At 43.6% G+C, this 26,534-nt stretch carries 25 protein-coding genes; 6 read left to right on the top strand and 19 right to left on the bottom strand.

Translation table 11 applies throughout. From position 1 onward, the window contains the following. Positions 1-43: 43 nt before the first annotated feature. Together EHO59_RS10195 and EHO59_RS10190 are read left to right on the top strand one after the other, a co-directional pair. Complete coding sequence (locus EHO59_RS10195; RefSeq protein ID WP_135587561.1) at positions 44-1,288, top strand: ankyrin repeat domain-containing protein; 1,245 nt, start codon at positions 44-46, stop codon at positions 1,286-1,288. 310 nt (positions 1,289-1,598) lie between these two features. Next, a complete protein-coding gene (locus EHO59_RS10190) occupies positions 1,599-2,405 on the top strand; it encodes an acyl-CoA desaturase (protein ID WP_135587559.1) in 807 nt (268 codons plus the stop codon). A 62-nt stretch (positions 2,406-2,467) separates the two neighbouring features. Here the strand turns inward: EHO59_RS10190 and EHO59_RS10185 are convergent, their stop codons facing one another. Next, positions 2,468-2,947 (bottom strand): hypothetical protein, encoded by a 480-nt coding sequence (locus tag EHO59_RS10185; protein WP_135587557.1) that lies wholly within the window; start codon positions 2,945-2,947, stop codon positions 2,468-2,470. Positions 2,948-3,383: 436 nt separating this feature from the next. Between EHO59_RS10185 and EHO59_RS10180 the strand changes: the two genes are divergently transcribed. Genes EHO59_RS10180 through EHO59_RS10170 form a run of 3 tightly spaced genes read left to right on the top strand, consistent with a single transcriptional unit; the run spans position 3,384 to position 7,055 of the window. Beyond that, entirely contained in the window at positions 3,384-5,765 is a 2,382-nt protein-coding gene (locus EHO59_RS10180; RefSeq protein ID WP_135587555.1) for a SpoIIE family protein phosphatase, read from the top strand. A gap of 47 nt (positions 5,766-5,812) precedes the next feature. Next, positions 5,813-6,715: a diacylglycerol kinase catalytic domain-containing protein gene (locus EHO59_RS10175; protein ID WP_135587553.1), complete on the top strand. Its 903-nt coding sequence runs from the start codon at positions 5,813-5,815 to the stop codon at positions 6,713-6,715. Next, on the top strand, positions 6,708-7,055 hold the full coding sequence (locus EHO59_RS10170) for an STAS domain-containing protein (RefSeq protein ID WP_135587551.1): 348 nt from the start codon (positions 6,708-6,710) through the stop codon (positions 7,053-7,055). Before EHO59_RS10175 ends, EHO59_RS10170 begins: the two co-directional genes overlap by 8 nt. Here the strand turns inward: EHO59_RS10170 and EHO59_RS10165 are convergent. Next, positions 7,052-8,713 carry a PhoX family protein gene (locus tag EHO59_RS10165; RefSeq protein ID WP_135587549.1) on the bottom strand — a complete coding sequence of 554 codons (1,662 nt, stop codon included), beginning with the start codon at positions 8,711-8,713 and terminating at the stop codon, positions 7,052-7,054. The genes EHO59_RS10170 and EHO59_RS10165 overlap by 4 nt on opposite strands. 112 nt (positions 8,714-8,825) lie before the next feature. Between EHO59_RS10165 and EHO59_RS10160 the strand changes: the two genes are divergently transcribed. Continuing rightward, positions 8,826-9,320 carry a hypothetical protein gene (locus EHO59_RS10160; protein WP_135587547.1) on the top strand — a complete coding sequence of 165 codons (495 nt, stop codon included), beginning with the start codon at positions 8,826-8,828 and terminating at the stop codon, positions 9,318-9,320. Here EHO59_RS10160 and EHO59_RS10155 read toward each other — a convergent pair. From EHO59_RS10155 to EHO59_RS10075, 17 genes are all read right to left on the bottom strand, one after another. Beyond that, positions 9,301-9,825: a hypothetical protein gene (locus EHO59_RS10155; protein WP_135587545.1), complete on the bottom strand. Its 525-nt coding sequence runs from the start codon at positions 9,823-9,825 to the stop codon at positions 9,301-9,303. The two genes, EHO59_RS10160 and EHO59_RS10155, sit on opposite strands and share 20 nt — an antisense overlap. 55 nt (positions 9,826-9,880) lie before the next feature. Continuing rightward, positions 9,881-11,710, bottom strand: coding sequence for a molecular chaperone HtpG (gene htpG / locus EHO59_RS10150; RefSeq protein WP_135587543.1), 1,830 nt, complete (start codon positions 11,708-11,710; stop codon positions 9,881-9,883). Next, complete coding sequence (locus EHO59_RS10145) at positions 11,707-13,311, bottom strand: BatD family protein (RefSeq protein ID WP_135587541.1); 1,605 nt, start codon at positions 13,309-13,311, stop codon at positions 11,707-11,709. The genes htpG and EHO59_RS10145 overlap by 4 nt, the downstream gene beginning before the upstream one ends. After that, the gene (batB, locus tag EHO59_RS10140; protein WP_135587539.1) at positions 13,308-15,020 is read right to left on the bottom strand and encodes a VWA domain-containing protein BatB; all 1,713 of its coding nucleotides are present in this window, start codon (positions 15,018-15,020) and stop codon (positions 13,308-13,310) included. Before batB ends, EHO59_RS10145 begins: the two co-directional genes overlap by 4 nt. Continuing rightward, the gene (gene batA / locus EHO59_RS10135) at positions 15,017-15,961 is read right to left on the bottom strand and encodes a VWA domain-containing protein BatA (protein ID WP_135587537.1); all 945 of its coding nucleotides are present in this window, start codon (positions 15,959-15,961) and stop codon (positions 15,017-15,019) included. The genes batB and batA overlap by 4 nt, the downstream gene beginning before the upstream one ends. Further along, entirely contained in the window at positions 15,958-16,830 is an 873-nt protein-coding gene (locus tag EHO59_RS10130) for an LB_053 family protein (RefSeq protein ID WP_246052823.1), read from the bottom strand. Before EHO59_RS10130 ends, batA begins: the two co-directional genes overlap by 4 nt. 101 nt (positions 16,831-16,931) lie before the next feature. Beyond that, positions 16,932-17,756 carry a DUF58 domain-containing protein gene (locus tag EHO59_RS10125; RefSeq protein ID WP_135587535.1) on the bottom strand — a complete coding sequence of 275 codons (825 nt, stop codon included), beginning with the start codon at positions 17,754-17,756 and terminating at the stop codon, positions 16,932-16,934. 17 nt (positions 17,757-17,773) lie between these two features. Next, positions 17,774-18,784 carry an AAA family ATPase gene (locus EHO59_RS10120; RefSeq protein ID WP_135587533.1) on the bottom strand — a complete coding sequence of 337 codons (1,011 nt, stop codon included), beginning with the start codon at positions 18,782-18,784 and terminating at the stop codon, positions 17,774-17,776. Positions 18,785-18,802: 18 nt separating this feature from the next. Then, positions 18,803-19,420: an LIC20036 family protein gene (locus EHO59_RS10115; RefSeq protein WP_167882104.1), complete on the bottom strand. Its 618-nt coding sequence runs from the start codon at positions 19,418-19,420 to the stop codon at positions 18,803-18,805. Between the two features lie 64 nt (positions 19,421-19,484). Beyond that, a complete protein-coding gene (locus EHO59_RS10110; protein ID WP_135587529.1) occupies positions 19,485-20,777 on the bottom strand; it encodes an LIC20035 family adhesin in 1,293 nt (430 codons plus the stop codon). Between the two features lie 99 nt (positions 20,778-20,876). Further along, a complete protein-coding gene (locus EHO59_RS10105; RefSeq protein ID WP_425460226.1) occupies positions 20,877-21,965 on the bottom strand; it encodes a DUF1574 domain-containing protein in 1,089 nt (362 codons plus the stop codon). A gap of 47 nt (positions 21,966-22,012) precedes the next feature. After that, positions 22,013-22,378, bottom strand: a complete 366-nt coding sequence (locus EHO59_RS10100; protein ID WP_135587527.1) for a PLU-1-like domain protein — start codon at positions 22,376-22,378, stop codon at positions 22,013-22,015. A 179-nt stretch (positions 22,379-22,557) separates the two neighbouring features. Beyond that, on the bottom strand, positions 22,558-22,980 hold the full coding sequence (locus EHO59_RS10095; RefSeq protein WP_135587525.1) for an SRPBCC family protein: 423 nt from the start codon (positions 22,978-22,980) through the stop codon (positions 22,558-22,560). Between the two features lie 16 nt (positions 22,981-22,996). Beyond that, entirely contained in the window at positions 22,997-23,809 is an 813-nt protein-coding gene (locus EHO59_RS10090; protein WP_135587523.1) for an SDR family NAD(P)-dependent oxidoreductase, read from the bottom strand. Positions 23,810-23,858: 49 nt separating this feature from the next. Next, positions 23,859-25,145 carry an NAD(P)/FAD-dependent oxidoreductase gene (locus EHO59_RS10085; RefSeq protein ID WP_135587521.1) on the bottom strand — a complete coding sequence of 429 codons (1,287 nt, stop codon included), beginning with the start codon at positions 25,143-25,145 and terminating at the stop codon, positions 23,859-23,861. Next, positions 25,138-25,653 (bottom strand): low molecular weight protein-tyrosine-phosphatase, encoded by a 516-nt coding sequence (locus tag EHO59_RS10080; RefSeq protein ID WP_135587520.1) that lies wholly within the window; start codon positions 25,651-25,653, stop codon positions 25,138-25,140. Before EHO59_RS10080 ends, EHO59_RS10085 begins: the two co-directional genes overlap by 8 nt. A 13-nt stretch (positions 25,654-25,666) precedes the next feature. Continuing rightward, positions 25,667-26,431, bottom strand: a complete 765-nt coding sequence (locus tag EHO59_RS10075; protein ID WP_135587518.1) for an SDR family NAD(P)-dependent oxidoreductase — start codon at positions 26,429-26,431, stop codon at positions 25,667-25,669. Between the last annotated feature and the right edge of the window lie 103 nt (positions 26,432-26,534).

Raw genomic sequence — 26,534 nt, 5'->3', positions numbered from 1 at the left:
CTTCCTTTGAAAGATTTTGACAAAACTCGTCGTCGAATCTCGGATGAAATTTATTTCCCAACCGATTTCATTCTTAACCCTCGGTTTCTCTCTACTCTTTGTAGCCTTCTTCTCCATAGGATCGGAAGAAGTTCGGTATGCCCATCCCAATAACAGCGTAGGTGCCGCTTATTCCGGGGTAAAGAAAAGAGCCGATCTTCCCTCCCCTACTATTTCCGGTTCAGGACTCAAGGCAGTCGCCATTGTGGGAGAAGTGGACGGAAGCGATGGCCCTAAGACCAGAGAGTATGTGAACAATGTCAAAGGGCTCGTCAAGGTATTGAAGGACAGAGGTGTGAGTGTAAGTGAATTTTATCCTCCGAATAATCCTTGGTCAGGTATCGTAACTGCAGCAAAGAATTCTAATATAGTTTTATACGCAGGTCATGGTGTCGGAACAAACTTGGATCGACCTCCTTATGATCAAAAATCCGTCGGTGGTTTTTATCTAGGGAAGGAATTTGTCTCCAACGAACAGATCTCTTCCGAATTCAAACCGGCTCCCGATGCGATTGTTCTATTCCTGGGCGCTTGTTTCACTGCAGGAAATATGGCTTATGATATGGGAGTCATTCGAGATGAAGAGGCAAAGAAAAGGATCTCAATGTATTCTTCTCCTTTTATCGGCTCTGGATTTAAAGGATATTTCGCGACTTGGGCGCCCTGGACAGCACAGACCTTGCTCGCTCTTTTATTCACTGAGAAAAATTTCGGTGAAGTATATCTGAGTCAAACCAACTCCCAAGAAGTCAGCAAGATAGATCATCCTTCTCGATCTGGATCCGTTTTGTATTATCATACAAAGCCTCCTCTTTCAAATCCGATTTACGACTATGCATTTGCTGGTGACGCTACAACGATTTGGAAATCAACTTCTTCTAATACTGGTCCACCGGACACTGCGATCTCCGAAGAGGAAAAACAAAAACAAAGCCGCATCCTGATCTCGAGTATCTACGATAAGAACGAGGATAAGTCTTTACAATCTTTGGCAAAAGGAGCAGACCCGAACTCGGATTATCTTGGTTGGAAGCCGATCCACCTCGCTATCGTATTCGATCTTCCGAATGTGGTGAAGGAATTAGTAAGCAAGAAGGCTTCGATCAATGCGCAAGCAGAAGGGTTCACTCCTCTCTCTTTAGCAATCGCTTATGATCGTAAGGAAATCGCTGATTTTTTGGAAAAAGAAGGAGGCACTCGCAGTCGAGCTGCATTCAAAAAACCGAATATTCCTAATTTGAAACGCTAAGAACAATCAACATGCAAGGCTTCAAAATGAAGGGTAAGCTTTACCCTTCTTTTCTGACATAACATGGAAATACAGCTTGATCTTGCCCGAAAACCATCCCTGAGGGAATAGAAAGCCGAAATCAGGCGAGGGCAAAAGACCAAATTTTATCCGTCGAATCCTATTGGTAGGAGCTCCTACACCGCGGAGAAACGGCCATTTCGAGGGAATTCTTCTTTCTTCTCCCGAAATTTTTAAAAGAGGGGAATCTTTTTTGCAACAATTCCCCCCAGAAGAGCTCGAAACCAGTAGAAAGAAAAAGGAGCCCTTCATGGCAATCGTTCTTAGTTTTTTTGCGGCACACTGGATTTTAGCCGCTTTCGTTCAGTCTTTTTACTTACACCGTTATTCCGCTCATCAGATGTTCAAGTTAAACCGCTTTTGGGAAAAGTTCTTTTACTTCTTCACATTTTTTGTACAAGGATCTTCCTTCCTCAATCCGAGAGCATACGCAATCCTTCACAGACGACATCACGCATATAGTGATACCGAAAAAGATCCGCATTCTCCTGTAGCTTCTAAAGGGTTTTTCGATATGATGTGGACCACCGCAGTTGTTTACGAAAACATTCTGGATCGCAAAGAAGAAGTAGAGAAAGAGTTCAAAGGAAATTATCCTGAGATCCCTTGGTTCGATCGTTTCGCAGATTCTTGGTTCATCCGTTTATTCTTCGGAACTTCTTACACTCTTTTCTATATGGCATTTGTTCCTGCAGATGCAACTTGGTTGTATGCTTTATTACCTATCCATTATCTAATGGGACCGGCTCACGGAGCAGTCGTGAACTGGTGCGGTCACATGTATGGATATCGCAACCATGCAAAGAACCCAGATAATTCTAAGAACACTCTTCCTGTGGATTTCTTGATCATGGGAGAATTATATCAGAACAATCACCATGCTCATCCGAATTCTCCTAACTTCGCGTTCCGTTGGTTCGAATTGGATATTACTTACCAAGTAATGAGAATCCTTCACTTTATGGGAATTATCACGATCCAAAGAGCAGTTTGGACCGAAAAAGGAAGAAAAGAAGTCAGAGGCACGGCTCCTTCTCCTCTTGCTGATGTGGCTTAATCCGATCTTTAAATAAATATTAACAAATTTGAATGCTCTGAAAGCCGGGATCCCCGGCTTTTTTATTTTTCACGGAAACGGTCCAGATCTCCTCTCATTTCCTTGTCGTATTCTTCTTTCAAGAGGGGATAGAATTCTTTCTTTAATTCTATTTTGTCATTCAATACCAAGGAGAATAGATCGCGGACCAAATCTTCTTGGTCGAAGCCTGTAAAGATCCACTCGATTAACTCTAATGAAAGATCCAATCTCCCTTCTTCTTTGATCGTTTTCCTGAGGGTATCGAGGACCTTCTTCCAATCTCCCGCTTCTAAAAAGGATCTTAATTCTACTGGCATGCTTTGCAGAAGGATCTGCTTCTTTGCGTTTGGAGTAAAAAAGAATTGGGTCTGGCCTGGAGGAAGATGAGAGAGAATCGCTTTTTCGATCTCTTCCTTCGGGACTCCCAATGACTGCAGAGTTCGACCCAAGACTTCTCCCAAAACGAAATCTTCTAAAGGGTGAAAAGGAAATCCGGGTTTCTGTGATTCTTGCTCGCTCATCTAATGTTAGAGTTCCTACAGCCCTGCTCCCAGTCAAGCTCCAGAGATATGAACCTGGGTCGAATTTCAGGGAAGTTATGTGCAAGAACATTAAAACAGTTCCCACATTTTTGGAGCACAAAATTCACTCTTGCAAGAAACGCGGAAATATGATAGAGCGGACGCGAGCTTCTCCCACTGGGGCCCACCTCCACCACCCGATGAGGGTGGGGGCCGCGCGCATCTGTAGCAATTACCACAGAACAATTCTGTTTTTTTCTTCCAGCTAACAAACTATTAGGTGATGCGTTTTGTAACCGGAATTTCACGAATCCTTAGTACTATTGGGATCTTCTTACATTATCTTGTTGGTCTCTTTTCTAATTTGAAAAAGAAAAGGCTGAAAATAAAAAGCGCCCTCCCCTTCCGGGGCAAATCCATATTCCGGAACGAACTTATGAGTTTTAGACAAAAAATATTCCTGATCCTGGGAGCAAGTCAGCTTCTCTTAGTCCTAATTCTTGCGATCACCTTCATTCAAATGATCGACAGAGTGAAAAACGAACCGCAGGACAAGAGAGCGTTAGACCGCTCCTTGGAATTTAGGAAGGAACTCAAACACAAGGAAGAAGTTATCCGTCTTCTTCTGAAAGAGATTGAGAGAAATCAAAAGACCTTATCTATTTTAGAGAATGGCCTTCACAATCGCGGCATCTTACAAGCGAACTTAGATTATATCAAAGGCATCATGTCACAGTATGGTCTCTCTATCTTTGAGATTCATGATAGGACGGGGCATGTATTTTTCCGTTTTCATCGACCTGCGGATTATGGAGACGATAAATCAGGACAGAAGATCGTCCAAGAGGCTTTGCAGGGAAGAATTGCTTCTACCTTGGAGATCGGTCATAGCGGTTTAGGGCTTAGGGTGACTGCTCCTCTGAGAGGCGGTGGTCTAATGATGGTAGGCCAGGTAGTGGATGATAAATTTATACATACCATCACAGGGTCAGAAGACATTCATCTCGCGATCTTTGAAAAAGGAAAACTCATCTCCTTCTCCGATCCTACGATTTCAAAATATCTTGGAGATCGCAAGCCGGAAGATCTAAGCGGCGCCTCTCGATTTACATTCGAAGGAAAACATTTTTATCTTACCCAAGTTCCCTACGAAAACCAAGGCTTGAGTAATCTTAAGTTAGACTTTCTACTGATGATTGATGAGACCGAGCTCTATGAATCGACTCGAAATCTTTGGTTGTATTGCGGACTGATCGCACTCGCTGTCTTCGGTGGAATCTTATTCGCTTCCTACCGATTCTCCAGAGATATCATTAATGCGGTGAAGGCACTGAATTTTGCCATGAAAAACCCTGCGGAAGACGAATCTACAATCGTGGATTTACATCGTTCCGACGAGTTAGGCGAAATGGCAGAAGTCTTCATTCACATGAAGAAGGATCTGCTCGATCATCAAATGTTCTTAGAAAAGAAAGTAGAGGAAAAAACCAAAGAGTTACAGGAAACTCTTACAGACCTTCGCGCACTGAAAGAAAAGCAAGACGGCGACTATTATCTTACTTCTCTACTTCTTCGTCCTCTCGCAACCCTGAAATACGAAAGTAATTCCACTAAGATCCGCGGCATCTTAAGACAGAAGAAGACATTCGTATTTAGAAAGAAAGAATCTGATATAGGTGGAGACCTTGTCTCCATCAGTGAGATCGTTCTTTATGGGAAGAAGTATCTTGTAATTATGAACTCTGACGCGATGGGAAAATCCATCCAAGGAGCGGGAGGCGCGCTGGTTATGGGAACGGTCTTTAAAGCAATCGTCTCCCGTACACAGATCTCTCGCACAAACCAGAAAAAAACTCCAGAGAAATGGTTAAAAGACTGCTATACGGAATTGCAAAACGTATTCGTTACCTTTGATGGTACAATGCTTGTCTCTGCAATGATCTGCCTCTTGGACGAAGAGACAGGTGCTCTTTATTCTATCAATGCCGAACATCCGAATATGGTTCTCTATAGGGACAGAAAGGCTTCCTTCGTGGACCCGGATTTCCCTTTAAGAAAGCTCGGCTTCTCCGAAAATACTTCTGAGCCTTTGGTTCGAGTGGATAAATTGGAAGCGGGAGATCTGATCTTTATCGGTTCAGACGGAAGAGACGATATCATTATCCAAGATCCGAATTCTGCAGAGCCTGTCATGAATGAGGATGAGAACCTATTTCTCAGATTCGTAGAACTCTCTGGCGGAAATCTAGAGGATCTAGAAAGACTAATCTCTGCTGCAGGAGAGATCTCCGACGATCTAAGTCTATTAAGTATTAGTTATAAAGAAGTAGAGGCGATCTCTTCTCCTATTAAAACAGTTTCCGAAGAATACAGTCGTCTCCTCCAGATCGGTATCAAAGAATATAAGAAGGGAAATACCGAAAAAACAAAAGAAGCTTTTGCGCAAGCACTTGCAATCGATGATTCCGATCCAGCCCTATACAAGCAACTCGCAAGGATCAGCATCAATGCGAAAGAATACGATATGGGTGCAAAATACTCCGAGGCGTATCTATCTAAAATACCTTTCGACAACGAATACATTTTCTATATTTCGTATTGCCTACGCAAAACCAAGGATTACTGGAAGTCATTAGAATTCTCCGAGAAACTCAGATCCAGAGAGCCGGAGAATATTAGAAATCTAAAACATCTAGTCGCTCTCTATAGGTTGACCGGTAACAGAATGAAATTCAAGAGCACCATAACAGTGCTGAAGGCAATCCTGGCCGCTACGGATTCGGAAACAAATAATAGCTCCGAGCCCGCTTTAGTCTGATTTTTTTCGTTTTCTAGGAGGGCATATTCCGTCCAAATAGGTAATCCATGCCCTCGGAAAAGCGAAAAAAACCCGAATCCGTTTTGGTAGTCATCAAACGGACCAAGTACGAATTAGATTTGGAAGCCTATTCTTCTGAGGAAGAATTAAAACGGATCGCTCATATTCAGAACGATTCCTTCTCCCGAATTTATAAATCCCACCAACGCCAATTGCAAAGCAGAGAAGAATTAAAACGGATCTTCCCTGCTGGAAAATTCATCTTTAGAGAAGAATTAGATAATCTAGATATTTCCCGCTTCGACTTAGTGATCGCTCTTGGTGGAGACAATCACTTCACTTACGTAGCTCACCATGCTCTCGAGAATCTAGTCTTAGGTTGCAATTCGGATCCAGAGACTTCGGTTGGCGCCCTACTCTCCTTTCATACGGGAGATATTGCAGAAGCTGTTTCTAAGAATTGGGAAAATACTGATATTGAGGAATGGCCTCGCATCAATGTTAAGATAGAATATCCGGATGGTCAGGCAATCGAGACCTTCCAAGGGATCAGCGAGATCTCGATAAGAAACAATAGTCCGGATCTCACGAGTCGCTTCTTAATCTCTCACGAAAACGAATCGGAAGAACATAAATGCTCAGGGCTTTTAGTCTATACCGGAGCGGGCTCCACTGGTTGGGTTATGTCTTGCGAAAATACGGACGTAAGCTTTGACAAGCAAGCGCCTTATTTCAAAGTGTACTGTAGAGAGTTGCGCAAGAAGGAAAACCGGGAATATAAACTGGCTCACTTCACAGTTCGCAATTCATTCCGTCTAATTTCGGAAATGCGGGGAGGGATCTCCATCGATTCCTTAGCGGAACGCATTTACGATTTCCCTCCCGGGGCAAAGGCGGATTTTTCGGTCTCTCCGGAACGATTACGGGTGGTAGTAAAGAAACATGGATAGTTTGAAGATACTCGAGCAGGAAGCCGGAGCCGAAATCAAAGTCTATCTGATTTCAGGTCGTTTAGATGAGTCTACCTTTCCTTTCTTCAGGGAGAAGGTTCTAGAAGTAAAGCATGCTAACAATACGGTTCTGAATCTTTCCGATCTAAAGTATGTTTCTAGTTCAGGAATACGCGCCATCTTCGAATTGAAGAACCGTCTCACTCAAGAAGGAAAGAAACTACTTCTTACAGAAGCGGGAGAGAAAGTAATTCAGATCTTTAATCTATTAGGATTATGGAAACCGTTCGCTCACTTCGAAAAAGAAGAAGACGCAATCGCTGCCTGTCTAAAAAATTAATTCTCTCTTCGGATCACTACCACTGCAGGTTTAGGGATATCTCCCTTCTTCTTACTTGGCCAAGAGCTAGTAGGACGAGAATAATCTTTAGTATCTTCTCCTGGATGCTGCACAGATAAGAATAAAAACTCTTCGTCAGGAGTAAACCAAGGCCCTGTAAGCTCCGAGCCGATCGGTGCGGATGCAAATTGGAATACCTTGCCCTCGTCTCCTCTGCTTGTAGGTAGAAAGAACATCCCGTTATTTCCGAATTTCTTAAAGATGGATTTTCCGAGTAGCTTGGTGGTCATGTCGGTTACCATCCAGAGTCCACCTGCAGAATCGAATGCCAAATTATCCGGAGAAGAAAATCCGCTCTTCCCTCCTCCCGCAGCAAACACTTCGAAATCAAAATTCTCTGCTTCTGGATTAGAATCTTTTTCAAAGATCCGCACGATCTGTCCGTAAAAATTTCCGTGAGAATCGTTATTCGTAAAGGAGACAAATATACTTCCATCCAATGGATGCACTTCCAGATCTTCTGGGCGATCCATAGGAGTTCCTCCTACAACCTTTGCTGCTTCTCTGCAACGAACAAGTACATCCGCTTGGTTCGAGAACATTGGCTTGCCTTCTTTGTCCTTGGCATTTTTCAGATCGTTATTCTTCTCTAAATCCAAAGGAACCCAGATACATTTTTCAAAGTTCCCTACATACAAAGTTCCCTTATCTAAAAGCTCGGAGTTTGCTTTTCCTTTCTTAGGATCGTATTTTTCTGCAGAAACAAATTTATAAACGCATTGGTCCTTACTATCGTCTCCCATATAGACGACTAACTTGCCAGAAGGAGAAACGGCGAGTGCGGCATTCTCATGCGCAAATCTTCCGAGAGCAGTGTGTTTGATCGGAGTAGAATTCGGATCGAAAGGATCTATTTCTATGATCCATCCGTATTCTCGGATATCTTCGAGCTTGCAATCATTCACAACCATATCAAAGTTCTCTTCGCAAGAAAGAGCAGTGCTCCAAAGAGTTCCACCTCCGGAACAATTTGCAAAAGTACCGTACGCCTTGGTCTTTCCTCCCATCGCTTCCGAACCTGATGCCGGACCTTTGAGTTGGAATTCAGTGCGTCCAGTGATCCTTCTTCCGTATTTGGAATTCGGATCCAGGACCCAAGTACCATTCGATTTACGAAGTCCTATGATGGATCCGCCCAAAGCATACAGATACTTTTCGATCTGCTCAGGAGTACGAGTATTCGGAGCCTTGACTTGATAATCATATCCAGTCACATAATATTCTAATTCGTTTAAGTACTCGTGATTTGTCCAAAGGAGAGCAGAGTTCGGATCATTCGGAAAAGGAAAGAAGCAATTGAAATCCGCTGCGAATCCGAAAGTATCTCCCTTTGCATTGATCTTGTCTCCGTAAGCTGCGATCACGTCGTAACGAAACCCCTCCGGAAGAATGAGATCATCCACAGTGCTGGGACGCACCGGCTTGAAAGTTGCGCCCGGTATTTTCTTGGAATGTCCAAGAGAAGAATCAGAGGCGAAATGTTTTTTATGAGAACGACTCGATTTCGTTTCGGAAAGAAGATCAACGCTTCGGACAGCAGTCAGAGCGAGCATCCCCTTGCCCATGTATTTTAAAAAATCAGACCGAGATACCTTCATATCCTAATTATCCTTTCCCCGATCCATTGCACCATTCGTTTTTTCTTCCTACAAAAAAAGGAAACTTGGTTGTAATATTCTACGATGAAAAAGAGCATTAGAACTGCTTCGAATGAAACCGAACTCTACCCCGTTCTATAAGATTCTCTTCGTCATGGGCTGGGTTTCTTTTGCTTTCTTTCTCCCTTTATTCGGCCTAGTCTATTGGGAAAATCGCGGTTTAGAATCGATATACAGTGAGCTTTCTCTTCCCGGAAACAAGGAATTCGGCGTTTTGATCGAGGACACGAAACTGAACAAGTTGGGCAGGATCGTCCACGTTTACACTTACTTAGTTCCGGACGAGCACGGCAAGAAACACGAAGTCACAGAAGAAGTCGATCAACTCACTAACAGAAGAATGAGAGTCGGAGACACAGTGCAGGTCCGTACCCGCACTTGGAAGAATTTAGGCAAACCGATGATCCTCGGGAGGATCGTTGGCAATACTGCCGCGGCACCTAACTTTAGCTTTATGGAAGAATTGTTCTTCTTCGGGATCGTATTCTCTTTAGGAATAATCGCGTTGAGTTTTTATTTCAGCACTTTCAAGGCTGAGGCAGAGTAGAAGTAAAAGGATTTTCCTTCTTAAAGATAAGCTGAACCTGATATGGTTCTTGTATGTATCTCGCTGGATTCATCTCGTAGGAAATAAAGCAATAATACTTATCGTAAACGATTACGAACATGTAGTCCTTGAATTTCAGATGACCTAACTGCTTTCGGATCCCTCTCATCCAAATAGAATCCTCGAAGACTCTCTCATAACGCACAGAACCTGCGTTTATTTTCTTCAATTCTTCCGGATTCATTTTCTCCGGATCTCTCTTTCTCAATTCTAATTTCAAGGATCGGATAAGGTTGTATTCCAACTTCTCCTTCTCCAAAACATCCGTATTGGGAAGGGTTTTGAAATAATACTCGTAGTATTCCTTATCTAAGGACTGACCGTCCTTATGGACTTCCGTCTCCTCTTCGGGCAGAGGTTTCCCTTTTTTCGCGTCCTGAGCCCAGACTTCGCTAGACAGGAACATCAAAGAGTATATAAGAATCGGGAAAATCGGTGTCCGCATACCGGTACCAGTAAAAATATCGGTACGATCTCCGATTTCCCTTCTTTTTTTTCGATCAATCCGAGGAAAGCTGTTCGAGCAAATCCCTTTGTCTACGGACCATAGCACTCAGTTCTTCCTCGCTGAGAAGCTTTGCTCCTAATAAGGCCAAGTCATATACGGACCTCGCCAGTTTTTCAGCCTTCTCCGGATGCAAACCCTTAGACAAAGAAAGTATATTCTTTACTAGTTTCGATTTGCGATTGATCAGAAGAGTATGGGTCTTCAGTAATTCAGAAGATTTTTGACCATAAAACTGACCCATTTCGGCGATCCTTCTCAAATGTTCCGGAAGCAAGATAACAGAAGGAACATCCTCTGCCTTTAAGGCCTCGGTCTTGATCTCCACTCCTTCCCTTCCCACTGCTTTGGAAAAGATCTCTTTCAAGCGATCTTCTATCGTCTTGTTTTCCGAATCCGCTAGATCGGGAGAAGCTTCCTTATCCAAGACCTGGTCTGCAAGTTCGGAATCCACTCTTTGGAATTTCCAGTCGGCATTCTTCCCTTCTAAGAATTGTAGGAAATGGCTATCAATTCTGGAATCCACAAGCACTGCTTCGAGGCCTTGGGATTTCAACAAATCCATATATACGGAAGAAAGCTCCGCTTCTCCTGCGTAGTAGATCTTGCCTAAGTTCTTTTCCTTATTTCTCTCTACATAATCTTCCAGTTTCGTCAAATCACCGTTAGACGATCGGAAGAAGATCAGATCTTTTGCAGATTCGTAGAATTTCTCATCCGTCATGAGTCCGTATTTTACGAATAGAGAGATCTCGTCCCAATTCTTACGAAACTCATCCGGATCCCTTTTGAACTCTTCCTGCAATTTGTCGGAGACCTTTTTTACTATATGAGAAGAGATCTTTTTGACCAAAGGATCGTTTTGCAGATAAGAACGAGAAACGTTTAGAGGAAGGTCCGGAATATCCAAGGTCCCTTGCAATACCGTTAAGAACTGAGGAACCAACTCCTTTGCTTCGTCAGAAACGAATACATGATTGCAATAGAGCTTGATCCCCATTCGATTCGCATCCAGCTCATGCTTCAATCTTGGGAAGTATAGGATCCCCTGAAGTTTAAACGGATAATCAACGTTTAGATGAACATGGAAGAGAGGGTCCTCTGCAAACGGAAATAAATACTTATAAAAATCGTCGTACTGTTCCTTCTTAACGGAAGAAGGTTGCTCGCTCCAAAGAGGAGTCTGCTTATTTGCCTTTTCCTCTTTCACATAGATCGGAACCGGAAGGAAATCACAGTATTTACGAACTAGTTCCTTTAATTTCCAAGGGTCCAAATATTCTCCGGAATCTCCGTCCAAGAATAAAGAGATCTTTGTTCCTCTCTCTGTGGTCTCTCCCGGCTTAATCGTAAATTCCGTACCGGATTCACTCTCCCAAACTACCGGCTGGCTTCCCTTTCGATAAGATTTGGTCTCTATGCGAACCTTAGAAGAAACCATAAAGCAGGAATAGAAGCCAAGACCGAAATGACCGATAATCTCAGGCTTGTCCCCTTCTCCTTGGTATTTCTTTACGAATTCCTCTGCACCGGAGAATGCGATCTGGTTGATATATTTATGGACCTCTTCTTCGCTCATTCCTATCCCGTTGTCTTGGATAGTGAGGATTCTCTCGTTCTGATCGAAATTCAGATCGATCCTGTAATCAGTCCCGCCTTCGAACTCCTCGCTTAAAGAGATCTTTTTGAGCTTAGCGATTGCGTCGCAAGCATTCGACACCAATTCTCTTAGGAATATGTCTTTTTCGGAATATAACCATTTTTTAATGATCGGAAATATATTCTCCGTCTCTACGGAGATCCTTCCTTTTACTTCTTCGCTCATGCGGATTCTTCTTCCTTTATATTCGCCAATAATTTGCGTGCGATCCTAAGAAGTGAGGTGCGGGAATTTAGATCTAAACTTCTATACGTCTCGTATATAGGGATCGATTCCACTTTGCAGGAGGCCAACGCCGCTCCCTCTTCTTCCGATAAGCCCTTAGTGATCGCTGAATGTTTCAATACAAAACCTCTTTTGGAACCGATCCAGAGGTCAAGTCGTTTCAGACTTCGGACAATCTCGTATCTTCTTCGAAATGCTTGCGCTATATATAGAGCCCCTAGCAAACCTAAAATCCCTAAAAGAGAATTCCCCCAGAAAGAAATTCCGTACGTTCTTTCCGTCTCCACTCCGGACTTGTTGGCCTTAGGCCGAGGAGGTCCCACAACAAGACTTGGAAAACTCACAGTGATTTCAGAATATCTTTTTAAGTTTGGATCGAAATAGGAGAATTGCACATCCTTCGGTTTCCAACTTCCTTCTTTCTTAGGTAGAACGGAATACGAATAGGAGTTGCTTAGATGAAAACCGTATTCTCCCGGGCCTAACTCCTTGAACTCTCTTTGAGGACGAAGCTGCAAAAAGGTCACTTCAGAATAACAATCTGAAGAAGGGCAAGAAGAGCGTAACGGATCCCTGATGGAAGAAAGATTTCCTTTTCCTTTCAACACCACCTTGAACTGGAATGGTTCGTCCACATGGATGTTTTTAGGAAATTCTTCTAGGCTGATACTGAAATTTCCGACTGCCCCTGCGAATGTCTTTGGAGAAGGCAAAGGAAGATCCTGTACTGTCACTTTGCTTCCTACAGTCTTGATACTTCTCATATGAAAGTAAGACTGCAATTGTCCTTCCAAATGAAAGGAAGTAGAGCCCAAGGAATATTCTCCCTTCTTCAAAGGAGTGAGTATAAAGATTTCTTTATTATAAGGAGAAGTCTCGTATTCGATTCCCTCATATACAACTGAATTCGGAATGGTGAGGCTGATCCCGGAAAGCACTTCGCTCCTGAAATACGGAAATTCTATCGAGCTAGAAGGGTCTCGATCAAAATAAGGACGTATTGCATTTCTATAATATAGTGCGAAGAATCCCAAGATGGGTTGGCCTACCCATACTTCTTTCTTATCTAATTGAAAGACTACTTTCAGGTCTCCATCTGCGGGCCCGGCAGTATCTTCTGTAGTAAAGAATCGATTCCAGAAAGACCCAGGATTTCTTGCTGCAGCGCTTCTTGCTCCGAACTCGACAGTGAGAGAACCTGATTCATATCTCTTTCCGTCTATCTCGATCGCTATCTCAGGTACGGAATACTTTCCAGGTGCGGAAGCAATAAGCCTGTACTTCATGAGTTTTTTACGAAATGTTTTGAAGTTCACTATGGTGGTGCTATCTTCCATTCCCCAATAGACTGCTTTGATCCCTTTGGCCTGGAATTCTTTATCTATAACACGAATTTGTGCACCACTTTCAGCTTCTATGATCGCGAATACTGGATCTCCTAACTCCGCTCTGGATTGGCTCAAATAAAATCTAGGATCCAATGCATAAACAGAGCTCGCGCTTACGATCCATATTAAGAAAAGAAGAAGATGACGTTTCACCAGAACACCTCTCGATTTCTGGAGCCGGGACTTCTTCTCTTTACATTATCCAGATCCATGGACTCCATGATCCGATCTAACTCTTGCTCTGCCTTCGATTTATTTTTGTTCTTAGGATCTTTTCCGGCTTCCGATTTGGACTTATTCTTGTTCTTTGAACCTTCTTCGTTATCCCCTTCTCCTCCTGTCCCGGGTTGGATCGAGTCGTTCTTGCCTTGTGATTGATCTTTGTTCCCGGAACCTTCTCCACCGTTTGGAGGAAGTTTACGCAACCATTCTAGATTTTTCTTAGCAGGCTCCATGCCAGGATACTCTTTTAAGGAACGAAGATAATGTTCTGCTGCCTTTTTTCTATCGCCTAACTTCATGTAGGCGTTTCCCAAATTATAATGGGACATCGCTCTTACCTTGAAGTCCTTGGCTTCCGTGCCTTTCTCGAAATGACGAATTGCCCTGTCTATGTTTCCGGATTTATATTCGGAGTCTCCACGATTGAAATCCAATCTGGGATCTTCTGGAAAGTACTGCTCTGCTTCCTTATACTTCTCCAGAGAGCCCTTGAAGTCTCCTCCATCGTAGGAGTTCCTACCTTCCTTCACGCGGTTCCCACCTGGATCTAATTCGACGGCAGATAATCTGGGAGAAGAGAGAATGAGAAGAAACAATGCTGCAGTGGTTAACTTCTTGCGAAATTTGTGAGAATATTTTCCCCAGATCTCTAATACAAAGAAATCGAATAGCAAGAGAAGCACGATAGGCAAAAGGAATTTTTGGACTCCCTCTGCCCTTCTTAGATTATGGATCCTTTGGTTCGTATTCTTCTCCATGGAGCCCACCCATGTTTGGACTTCTTTTAGATTAGGACTTTCCGAATCTAAATCCAGAAATTTACCATCATTGCTACGAGCCAAATCTCTTAAAAAAGAGGGGTTTGCCTTGGAGATCACCGCTCCAGGAGAATTTTCATAAGGGGCCAGGGAGCCTTCTCTAGTTAAATAACCGGAGACCCGGGAGCCATCGTCCGTGTACGCGATTGCTCCTCCTGTAGGAGATCCTACAGACCAGACCCAAACATCCGCAGGGAATCGGAACAAACTTGGAGATTCCATATCTTCTCCATCTGTAGCCAAGACGAGGATGCGGTTCCTAAGTACCTGATTCGAATTTAAGACTTCGTCAGCCTTTTTGAAGGCAGCATTCAGATCGGTACCTCGATCGCCCACTATGTCCGCATCCAATCCTCTTACATACTCTGCAAAGGCTCTCGCATCGGATGTCATTGGGCAATACACAAAAGGAGAAGCGGCAAATACGATCATACCGAAACGATTGCCGGGTAACTCAGGCAACATTCTTAAAATCGTTTCCTTGATTCTAGCTAAACGAGAAGGAGTAATGTCCACCGCTTGCATGGAAAGGCTTACATCCACCAAAAATAGAAAGTCCACTCCTCTTAAGGTTTCTTCTTCCTTGGATTGAGTTCCTTCTGACTTCTTGAATCCTGAATAAGAAAGATAGAATACGATTCCTAAAATCAATACTCTGATCAGCACCAACCAAAGAGAAGGTACCTTAGCTTCTCTAGAAAGACCTGGAAATTGTTTCTTCCAGCGATTCCAGAAGAAATAAAATGCAATCTTAAAGAATGCGTACCCTACAAAAATGAGAACTAACGCAGTCCAAAAAGATTCTAAAAACTTTTCGCTCATACATAGTACCTAAAGAGCCAAGTTCTCAAGAATAGATCCAGACCGAGCAAGGCCAAAGCATAAGCTAGAATGATCAAGGCCTGTGTTTCCCTTACTTCTTCTGGAGGAAGTGCCAACAGATCCTTTTCCAAAGAGTCAATCGATGCAAGCACCTCTCTCAACTGACTTACATCTTCTGCACGATAGAAAACTCCTCCTGTTTTTTTGGAGAGCTCGTCCAGAATATCAAAGTTCACTTCGTAGGATTGATCTTCTTTTCCGATCCCTATGGAGTAGATTTTGATCCCTACTCCTTTCGCTATTTCTGTTGCGGTCACTGGGTCTATCCGACCAGTATTCGAGACCCCATCCGTGATGAGTACAATTACCTTGGATCTTGCTGGAGATCTTCTCAAACGATAAGAAGAAAGAATGACTGCGTCTCCGATTGCAGTTCCTTGTTCAGGCACGGTCTCTTCTTCTGCCATTCCTAAGATCTCTTCGAGAGTAGCTCGGTCACTAGTCAAAGGAGATTGCAGATATGCTCCTCCAGCGAATACAACTAGACCAATCCGATCCGTTTCTCTTTTTCTAATAAACTCTTTCAGTAGTTTCTTAGAGATCCCTAGACGTGTTTCCGGCAAGAAGTCTCTACTCTTCGACATAGAGCCGGACACATCCAAGGCGAGCATGATATCCACTCCTTGGGTTTCGTCCGGCAAAAATCTGTATTTCTTTCCTGGGCCAGCCAAGGCGATTACGAACAGACTTAGTGCAATAGGTCGAAGCAAAGGAAAATAACGTGAGGACCATTCCAGAACAGCTCCTGCCCCAGATGGCTTTTCTCCAGGGATCCTAAGTTGCAAACTGAGCGCTGGATCCTTCTTCCAATAAGAATACAAGGTCCAGATCCAAATCGGAACCAATAGAAGAAGATAGAGAGGAGCCTCCCATTCATTCATTCGGAGAGAACCTCCTTCCAATAATCCCAGGCCTGCACCGCATCTTCGCGAGAAATGTTTATATCATCACCGGAATATTGGGACTTGCGCAATAGATTCTCCCAAGTGCGAGCCTCTTCCCCATCGATCGGAAACGAATCATAGATTTTGGAAAATAATTCTGCCTCGGTAAGATGCGCAAAGGAAGTATTCAATTTCCTCGCCATATTCTCTCGTATATATCCGGAAAGCGTCCTATAAAATTCGCGAGTATTGATGGGAGGAGAATTGATGAGTTCATCCAATCCATTTTCGTAAATTAGAATTCTATGAATCCAAGGGTCCGTTTGCAGTAAGGCATCCACCGGACGATGCGCTTTTGTTTGGTGCAAGTACCAGGCATAGAGAACTCCAAGCAGGATAGAAGCAAGCGCAGCGAACAAGGCAGCCAATTTCCAACCGTACGGCCCGGAAAATTCTAGAGGAGGCAAGATATCTTCCGGCATTTGATCTTTTTCACTCAAGGAAGAAAGAACCGTAAGAATCATTTTGGACCTATATTCTTTTGAGTTTGCATCTTTCCAGACCACAGGAAGAGTGAATTTTCCCGTCGCGTAATAGATTACGATTAGTTTAATCTTATTCTTTTCTACATTTACAGAAATCACTTCTAGAAGTGGGAGATCAGGAGAATCAGGATCGGAATGAATTCCCTTCAAGGGAAAATCGGGAGATATAATCTCTCCTTCTTGAAATTCCAAAACATATTCCGCTCTCTGTCCTATGCTCACATGATCCGGGCTCCAAGCCTCTTTCAAAGCAAACAGAGGAGAAGAAGACAAAATAAGAGAGAGTACGATAGCTATCTTTCTTAATCCGAAAGATCGCATGCAGTCAAGGACGGATAAATTTTTTTTAAGCCTTCCGTGTCGCTTAAAGCATCCAAAGAGTGACGCTTCTTCGGAGCGCTTGCTTGTAGGAGCTCCTACAATCATCCTAAATTTCTCCAATAATTCAGAAGTTTCGTAGGATCTGTATCTCTTCCTTCTAATTCCAAATACCTGGACTTGAATAGTACTTCTAGATTTTTTTTGACGTCTACCTGCTTTCCGCGAGAAAGAGTTCCCACTTCCGGATCTTTCCCTAAAAAGTAAGAAAGCATATTTCTTTCAGAAGAGTTTTCTAATGCGTCTACAAATCGGATTGCATGCAAAGTATGAAATTTTCTTAATCCGGTTAATTTTCGAAGAGATGTAGATCCCTGAAAATCGGAAAGCACATAGGAATCCGTATATCTTCTGATCCTGTTTTTCAAAAGAGTGAATGGAAGCTTAGGATCCGTTCTTCTTTTTTGATGGGAATACAAACGCACTTTCTCTAAGCAAGGTAAGGCTTCTTCTACGCTTCGCAGATATCCTGTTTCCCATTCTAACTTATCCGAATAGAGAAGTATCTTCGCTAAATTTCCCCTTCTAACATAGATAAGAGTGAGTAATGCAAGTACTTGAAACGCATTCTCTGCCTTAGTCCATTCTGAACTACTCCAGTCCATGGACTCTGAAACGTCTAAGAAGAATACTCCTAATCTCTCTTTCTCCTCGTTAAACTCTCTCACATGCAATTCTCCGAAGCGAGAGGTAACGTTCCAGTCGATCAATCTAGTATCATCTCCCACTGCATAAGGACGGACATCTTTGAAGTCCACTCCCCTCCCCTTTCTGGAGCTTGCAGCAGTTCCTTGTCGATTTCGCAAAGAGAATCCTTTCTCTTTGAAATCTAAAAGTTGGATCAGATTTTGATATTCTTTGCGAAGCATGTGTCGCTTCCGAAAACTTATAGCACTTGGGTCGCGTCGGAGACGATGCGGATAACTGATTCTATTCCCACATCTTCGGAAATAGCTTCGAATGTAAGTAGGATCCTATGTCTCAGGATCTCAGGCAGGACAGCCTTCACATCCTCCGGAGCAACGTAATCTCTTCCTTCCCAAAGAGCTCTTGCCTTAGACGCCTTGAGAAGACTTAAACTCGCACGGGGAGAAGCCCCATGTCTCACATAAGGAAGAAGTTCTGGCACAGTTTTTTCTTCAGGACGAGTATTTCGGACCAAGCGAACTATATAGCTCTTTAACTTAGGCTCCACATGAACACGATCCACTAAGCTGGAGATCTTCAATATGTCCTGAGCACTTGCAGTTTTTTGAATGCGTTTAGGAGAAGAAGCGAGCTTACCGTGTTGCTCCAGAATAGCAAGCTCCTCGTTCATATCAGGATACTCCACGAGCACCTTCATGAAGAAGCGATCCATCTGTGCTTCCGGCAATGGATAGGTCCCGTCCTGATCGATGGGGTTTTCCGTCGCCAAGACCAAGAAAGGCCTCTCCAATGGAAAGGTATGATCTCCTATAGTCACGGTTCTTTCTTCCATACATTCCAATAATGCGGATTGTACTTTGGCAGGAGCACGGTTAATCTCATCAGCAAGTAAGACTCCGGTGAATATAGGTCCCTTGCGAGTATTGAATTCTCCGTTCTTTGGATTGAATACCACAGTTCCGATCAGGTCGGCAGGAAGAAGGTCCGGAGTAAATTGCACTCTCTTGAAATCCAAAGCAAGTGCAGAAGACACCGATTTCGCAAGAAGAGTCTTTGCAAGACCAGGCATCCCTTCCAAAAGAACATGGCCCTGGCAAGCAAGAGAGATAAGCAGATTCTTGACCACTGTCTCTTGTCCGGTGATCTCTCCGGTAAGTTCCTGGCGGATCCTATCCAGAGTATTTTTTGCAAATTGAATATCAGATTCTGCTAATGGAAGAATCCCTTGCTTACTCGTAGCCGATTCCATAAAATTCCTTGGTATAAACTAACGTTCCGCGATCCAACGCCCGGAGCTATTGCTTCCCTGGTAGGCGCCCTGGATCTTCTTTCCATCCAGATCACCTGTATAGGTCTGAGTAAATGGAGTACTACTGCCTATCTCTGAACATTTCGCGCCGCTGCAAGAACGAATGAACCGAATGCTCTTGCCTGTGACTTTGATCCCTGACAGATATTCGTTCGTGCCCTTTCCCCAATTCGTGAAGCGAAGGCTCGCACCAATCCCTCCAGTCTTTCTAGGAAAGATGCTCAGGACTCCTTTGTGGATTCCCACCTGCAATTTATAAGTTCCCACAAAGGACTTTTCTGAATCCGACAAAGGGACTTGGCTGGAATTTAGACTCTGGGCATCCTCTAAAAATTCTATTTTCTCAACAGTTTCCAGAGGAATGGAAAAATCAGGATCCTTTAATATTACGTTTTTTGCATCTATGGAAATCAGAGTCCCTTCTGTAAAAGAACCGCTGTAAGTGACTTTTGCCTGCCTGTCTACGGAGCCACATCCCCGCATGAAATATCCCAAGAGAAAGAACAAAGGGGCAGCGATCAGAAACCCCAAGCCAATTTTTTTGTAATCGTTATTCGTAATGATTTTCTGCAAAATTAGGAGCTTCCTTTAGAACGCTCTTCAGGCCAATAGACCGGAAGAGCGCTGATTGTGTTTTAGATTATTTGCAACCCTGCAATTCGCCCATCTTGGCGTTCTCTTTTCCATTCACGTAGTACTTCTTGCCCTGAGAGGTAGTCCAGCAATCGTTCTTTGCATTGGTTCCAGGCATAACCGGTCCTTGTCCGATCTTCGCTCCGGACTCGTCATACTCTATCGCGGTGGTCTCACTTTGGATCTCAAAAGTCTTCTTTCCGTTTTTATAATAAGTAAACGGAAGATCAGGCTTGAACTTTGCTTTCAGTTCATCAGTCTTATCATCCATCAAGAGAAGGTCGAATAAAAGCTTGCCCTTGCCGATCAACTGCCCGTCTTTATCATACACTTCTGCGGAGCTCATCATCATTTCGTTCATCATCGCACCCTTATAAGCAGGATTTCCGCTGCTCCAGTAGAACTTCCAGTCCCCTTTGCGAGTGTGATCTCTTTGTCCTTCGGCGAATACCTTTCCGTTTTTATAATATTCCTTCCAGGCACCTGAACGAAGTGATTTTTTATCATCTCCAGTTCCCTTAGGAGTATAGCCGCCTTCCGAAGACACTCCACCGTTATCGTAATAGTTCTTCCAGTATCCTACTTTTAGGTCATCCCCATACGATCCTTCCGAAGAAAGAGTGGTTCCATCTTTATAATAATTGGATTCTTTTCCGTTCTTCTTGCCATCTCTATAATCTCCGACGGTTTTCTTAGCTCCGTCCTCGTTATAGTATTCCTTCCAAGTTCCGGTCTTCTTGTCGTCGGTATAAGTCCCTTCTTCCGTTAAGACACCTTTATCGGTTTTAGCCCAATATGGACCGTTCTTCTTATCCGCTTTATAGATAGTGCTTTCGGTTTGAGTGCCGTCTTTGGTGAGTTTCTTGTCCTCGCCTTCCTTCACTCCGGCAACATAAGGAGTCTCTCTCAGAGTTTCGCCTGTCTCGAATAAGGTTTTCCAGATGCCGTCTCTCTTATCGTCTTTATAAGTTCCCACACGGACTAGAACGGAGAATTTCTTTTTGTCGGGACCAGTCCCTTCCTTCTCAACATATTCTTTCCATTCGCCATTGCGTTTAAATTTCTTAATTTGATCCGGGGTCAAGGCACTGACCTGATCCGGAGTACAAGGTTTACCGGAACAATCCAGAGTCACAGGACCTTCCGCTTTGATATTAAAAGTTTCTTTGAACTTTTCGACCCTAAGATTCGGATCTAAAATTTGGAACTCAGCATCCTTACCTTTATTTTCTCCTATATTAATAGAAGAACAACTTGCTAGCAAAGAAATTGAAACCGTCAGGGATAAAATTTTTTTCATACGTCGCCGTCCGAGTAAATCTAACTCAACAAAGCTAAGCCGAACGAGCGTACTCGTCAACCTCCTTTCCCGGAAGAAAGGGAAGAAGGAGAAACGAAATCAGTTACCTGGAAACCGGATCCTAAGGAATCTCAAGAAAGGACGGTAGCAGTCCACAGCCATGTGACCGCTATCCGCGAATGTGTTACAATCGTAGTCATTCGCTTCTGCCATATCGATGAGAGGAATGCCGAACTTAGAGTTGATCGGACGTATCCTTTCCCACCAAGGCGCGGGAATGTTCAGCTCTTTCAGTAGATTTTCGAGAGGAAGAGAAACCTCCGGTCTTACGACCAAGGTGGGGATTCCTCTGGACTTCACTTCTTCCAATATATCCTCATAAAAGGAAAATTGCATTTCAGAAGGAGAATATTTAGGATAGATCCAGCCTATGGTCCGAATCGAACTGGCTTCTAACTTGCCGTAATCTTTTTCAGTAAAGCCACCGGCGGGAGAAAGGGCGTTCCCCTTATCCTTATGCAAAGAATCGACGGTGAGTTGTTTGATCAGATCCGCCTGCTCGAATTTCTTATTGGTAAGATGAGCATACACATTCTCTAAATATGGCTTATTCTTGCTTACACCAAAGAAGAAGTTCGCAAGATAATAGTTCACATTTTCCTTTCCCAGATTCCAAGCATGAGTAAGGATAAAGCGAACATCAAAACTGTTCGCTAAATTCGATTTTTTGAATGTAGTACTGTTCGCGTTGAACTGAAAAGGATCCGCCTCTAGAACCAAATAATCAGGCTTGACCCCTGCTTCAAATAATCTCTCTAAAAAATACAGGTAATACGCGGGAGTCGTTACTGCCGAAGAAAGATTGTAAACTTCCCAATCCGGGTAGAAATCCAAGATCTCTTGATTCTTGAAATATAGCATTCTAGACGATCCCATCAAAAGGACCAGTTTCTTGTCCGATTTATTCGGCGAATTCTTGCCGAACTTAGAGATCATCTCTTTTAGGAGCTCTTGCTTTACATCATAATAAATGTAAGTCAACTCTACCTTAACATAGTCTCGGACCTTATCCAAAAAGAAGATCTTATCGAAAGCGAAAACGAATAGAAAAAGAAGAACTGGATAGAAAAGAAAAGGCTTGGTGAAGAAGTTTAATTTTTCTTCAGGATTAGGTTCGATATTCGACACGAACTCAAAACTCCCCGGCATAACCGGGGATGTCAATAGAATATATCTTAAGCGGTAGCGAGAGTTTCTGTGGCTCTACGGCGTTTTTGAAGATCCGCCAACCACTCTTCAGTGCTCTTGCAATAAGACACTAAACGCTTCACATACGCTCTGCGTTCCGGGTCCAAGATCTCTCTTGCTTCTCTGACGATCTCTTCTACGATCTTGATATGAAAGGAAAAATGACTGGTAAATAGGTTGAAGTATTCTTTGTCAGTGGAGAGCCAACCCATAGCCTGGACATCCCTCCAAAAATCTTCCATCTTGGAAATGTCTGCGTCGAAATCGGATTCATACGGAGAGTTTAAGATCGAAATTGTATCTGTGATATCCGTGAGACTTTGGAAGTACGGATCTAGTTCTGGAAATTCCACTATCATTACCACCTTGAAAGAGCAGTCCTAACGAATCTACTCCGCTGAGGAAGGGTGTACCTCTTGCTTCGCGGAGAGACCGCGCGAACCCTTTGGAACAGGGCTCTAATGCCATCTTTTTTTAGAGACCCAAGAGTTCAAGAGAAAAACTAGAAGATGTATTTAGTCGGTTTGGGATCTCAATTTTTCATTAGGTATTGGAGAAGATGCATACTCTCTTCGTCCCAACCTTCGGAGGCTGCCTCTATCCAGAAATCATATTTGTCTCCGAGGGGATAGCCTGAGTTCGTCAATCTAAGAAGAGTGCCTTCTTCTCCGTCTTTCTCGAATTCAAGTTTTAATTCTATATCACCTGCGGGATGATCCTGCCATTGTAAGATCAATTCTTCGAATGGAACGATCTTCTTGTAGACCCCGGTAGAAGTGAGTTCTCCTTCAGGACCCAAATTCCAGGTCCAGGAAAAGTTTCCGCCGATCTTAGGACGGCCAGTCACCTTATCAGCGAGCCAGTGGATCAATTCCTCGTTAACCGTCACAGCGCTCCAAACTTTTTCCAAAGGAAACGCATATTTGAATTCCTTAATAATGCTTCTTGTTTCCATAGCCCCGAGTTTCAAATTAATGAAAGTCCTTATAAAGTTTTTTGTACAGTACCTTTTCTAAGAAAGAAGGAGAAATATTCCTCATCCATTTCAAGAACCAACCGCTTTTGTCCATGACTACCAATCTCGCGTTCGGATCTTCTATCGCCTCTATCATCTTTTTTGCAACTTCTATAGGAGATTTACTTTTGCCTGAATAATGGGATTCGCCTAATTTCTTGCCATCCCCATCGATTCCGTTCGCTCTTAGATTCGTTTTAGTATAAGGAGGACAGAAGATGATAAAGCGCAGGCCTTCTTCGGATAGCTCGATACGAGCAGATTCCATGACTGCATGCAGAGCAGACTTGGAAGAAGAGTAAGCACTTCTCGCAGGGATCCCGTACAGTCCGCTCACTGTAGAAGTAACCATGACTGCTCCCTTATTCTTTTTCAAATAGGGAAGAAGACGCATGGTCAAGAACACAGGACCGAAGAAATTAATATCGAATGCCTTGCGAAAGGCCTCTATTTGGGTCTGATCGAATCTAGAATGAGCGGTAACACCGGCATTATTGAATAGAACGTCAATGCCATCGGTCAGCTTGGCTAGCTTTGCAACTGCCTTATTGATCTCCTTCTCCGAAGAAAGGTCCACGGAGATATGAGATAGGCTCGCCGCTCTCTTCTCCTTGCCCTTAGAGATCTTTTGGATCAGCTCAGGCTCAGTGCGGGAAAGATTAATGATCTTACAAGGAATCTGAGACAATAGGTCCAGAAGAGAGGCTCCGATTCCGGAAGAGCCTCCCGTGACAACGATGGTCTTACCTACCCAGGTATCCGCGCGCATCTAACTAAATCTTATCGCACTCGAGTCCGCTTCAAGGCTTTTTCGAGGTTCAATTTGTGACAGAAACATCCTGTTTCGCTTCCACCTCGTCCTGGATCAGACGAGCCTCGGCGCGAAATGCCATATAGGCCCAAACCCAAGTAATGAAGATGGAGATCTTATTCTTGAAACCGACTTGGTAGAATATATGCACGAACAACCAAGCGAGCCAACCAAAGAAGCCCTTCATTTTAAAATTACCGACTTGAGCGACAGCATCCTGTCTACCGATAGTCGCCATACTTCCCTTATCTATATAATGAAAAGGTTTTCTTTTCTTGGATCTTTCATCTCCGCGAATGATAGAGGCAACATATCTCCCCTGTTGCATAGCCACAGGAGAAACTCCCGGAAGAGGTCTTTCCAATCCCTTGGAGTAACTAGCGATGTCTCCGATTACGAATACTTCCGGATGACCTTCTATATTACAATATTCATCTACGATTACCCTTCCCCCTCTATCTAAAGGAGTTCCAAGAGAAGCGCCTATGGAATTTGCCTGCACACCCGCAGCCCAGATAATCGTGGCAGAAGGGATCCTTCTTCCTTCTATCTCCACTCCTTCGTCGTCTATACTCAGCACCTTGGTACCGGTTAAGACTTCTACTCCTCTTTTTTCGAGACGCTTCTTTGCGAAGTCGCCTAACTTAGGAGCGAAAGTAGCAAGCAATCTAGGAGAAGCTTCGATCAATGTGATCTTTGCCAAAGCGGGATCAATCGTATGGAATTCGTTTCTCACGATCTCATGAGAAAGCTCCGCTATCGAACCGGCAAGCTCCACTCCCGTAGGTCCCCCTCCGATAATCACATAATTCAAAAGCCTTTTGGTTTCCTCAGGATCTCCGGCGAGTTCCGCCTGCTCGAAAGAGGTAAGTATCTTAGTGCGAATAGAAAGTGCGTCTCTAAGGGATTTTAATCCGATGGAATGCTTCTTCCAATGATCATTTCCGAAATAGCCGCTTTTTGCGCCCGCTGCTAATATTAGATAATCATAATCTTCTGCATGGTTTTGAAAATAGACCTTCTTTGCTTGGATGTCTATCTTCTCCACTTCTCCCAAATACACTGTGACATTCTTTTTGTCTCCAATGAGAGAGCGGGTTGGGATCGCGATATCCGCAGGACTTAAAACGGCTGTGGCAACTTGGTATAATAATGGCTGGAACAAATGGTGATTTTTCTTATCGATGGCTATGATCTCAAGGTTATCATCTTTGGAAAGCTTCTTGATCGCTTGCAGTCCCCCGAATCCGACACCGATCACTACGATTTTCTTTTTTTCTAAAGCCTTAGGCATTCTTTACTCCATTCTTATTCAAAACAAACTCCAGAAACCCTTCCGAAGCATCCGAAACAATTTGGTGGACCTCTTCAAAATCCTTCATGGTCCCGTAATACGGATCCGGAACATCTGAATCCTTGCCCGGACCTTTTTGGAACTTTCTAAACAAATGGACTTTTTTTCTTTCTTCATCGCCGGAAGCCAATGCAATCAGATCCTTTTGGTTGGATCTATCCATGGCGAGGATATAATCAAAATTTTCGAAATCGGATTTTTTAAATTGTCTGGCCTTGTGAACCAGTTCTATTCCTTTCTTGCGCGCAGTTTGTCTCGTTCTTGAATCCGCGAGTTCACCTATATGATAGCGTGACGTGCCGCAGGAATCCACCTCAAAGAGATGAGAGAACCCTCTCTTCTGGATCAGATCAGTAAACGCACCCTCTGCAGCCGGGGACCTGCAAATATTTCCCAGGCAAACAAACAATACCTTACATCTAAGCTGAGACTCTGGAGAATCCACCATGACGAAAAAGAAACTATTTAGCTTCGATTTTCTCCCATAAGAACTCCGGGATCGATCTCATCAAAACTCCTACAATCGCCCATGGAAACCAAGGAACGGTCGCAGACCTTACGCCGGATTCGATCCTATCGTAAATTTTTTTGCCTCCCTTTTCTACGGAAACAAGAAAAGGACGAGAATCCAGCTTTTGATTGATAGGCGTATCAATGAATCCCGGATGGATCACTGTAACCTTGATCCCGAATTTTCTTACCTCTCCTCTTAAAGCTTCCAAGTAGGTGGAGACCGCAGCCTTAGAAGTCGAATAACTTGCTGAACCGGGAAGCCCTCTGAAAGAAGCTACAGAGGAAATCCCTACGATCTGCCCCTTCTTCTGAGAACGAAGAATACTTTGTAGAGCGGAGACTCCTGCCATTAGGCCCAGAACATTCGTATCGATCACCTTCTTGTCCGCCTCAAAACTCTTCACACCGAAAGAAGAGCTAGTAGAGATCCCAGCATTCGCGATAAACAAATCCACTCCTCCCAAATCCTTTGCTAACTTGGGAAGTACCTTAAAATTATCATCGGTTTCGGAAACGTCTAGGCTTGCGGTCAGAACCTTCCCGCCTGCGTTAAAACCCTTGATCTGTTTGGCTATATCTTCCAAAACTTTTTTGCGGCGAGCGGTCAATGCCACATCATGCCCCGCTTTGCCATATAATAGCGCTAATTCTCTGCCAATTCCGGAACTAGCTCCGGTAATGATAACTTTTTTCTTTGGAGTATGGTTGGACATAGGAGTAAACCGCCGAGTGATCCATTAAATTGGTTTACCACAAGGCGGGAAAAGAATTATTTTACCAGTAAAATACATTGCGAAAGAGAAAGACCAAGGTTCG

Origin of the sequence: Leptospira semungkisensis (genome assembly GCF_004770055.1) — a bacterium.
GTDB lineage: Bacteria > Spirochaetota > Leptospiria > Leptospirales > Leptospiraceae > Leptospira_B > Leptospira_B semungkisensis.
The sequence above is the reverse complement of the archived record's forward strand: the minus strand, read 5'-3'. Positions and strand labels throughout refer to the sequence as shown.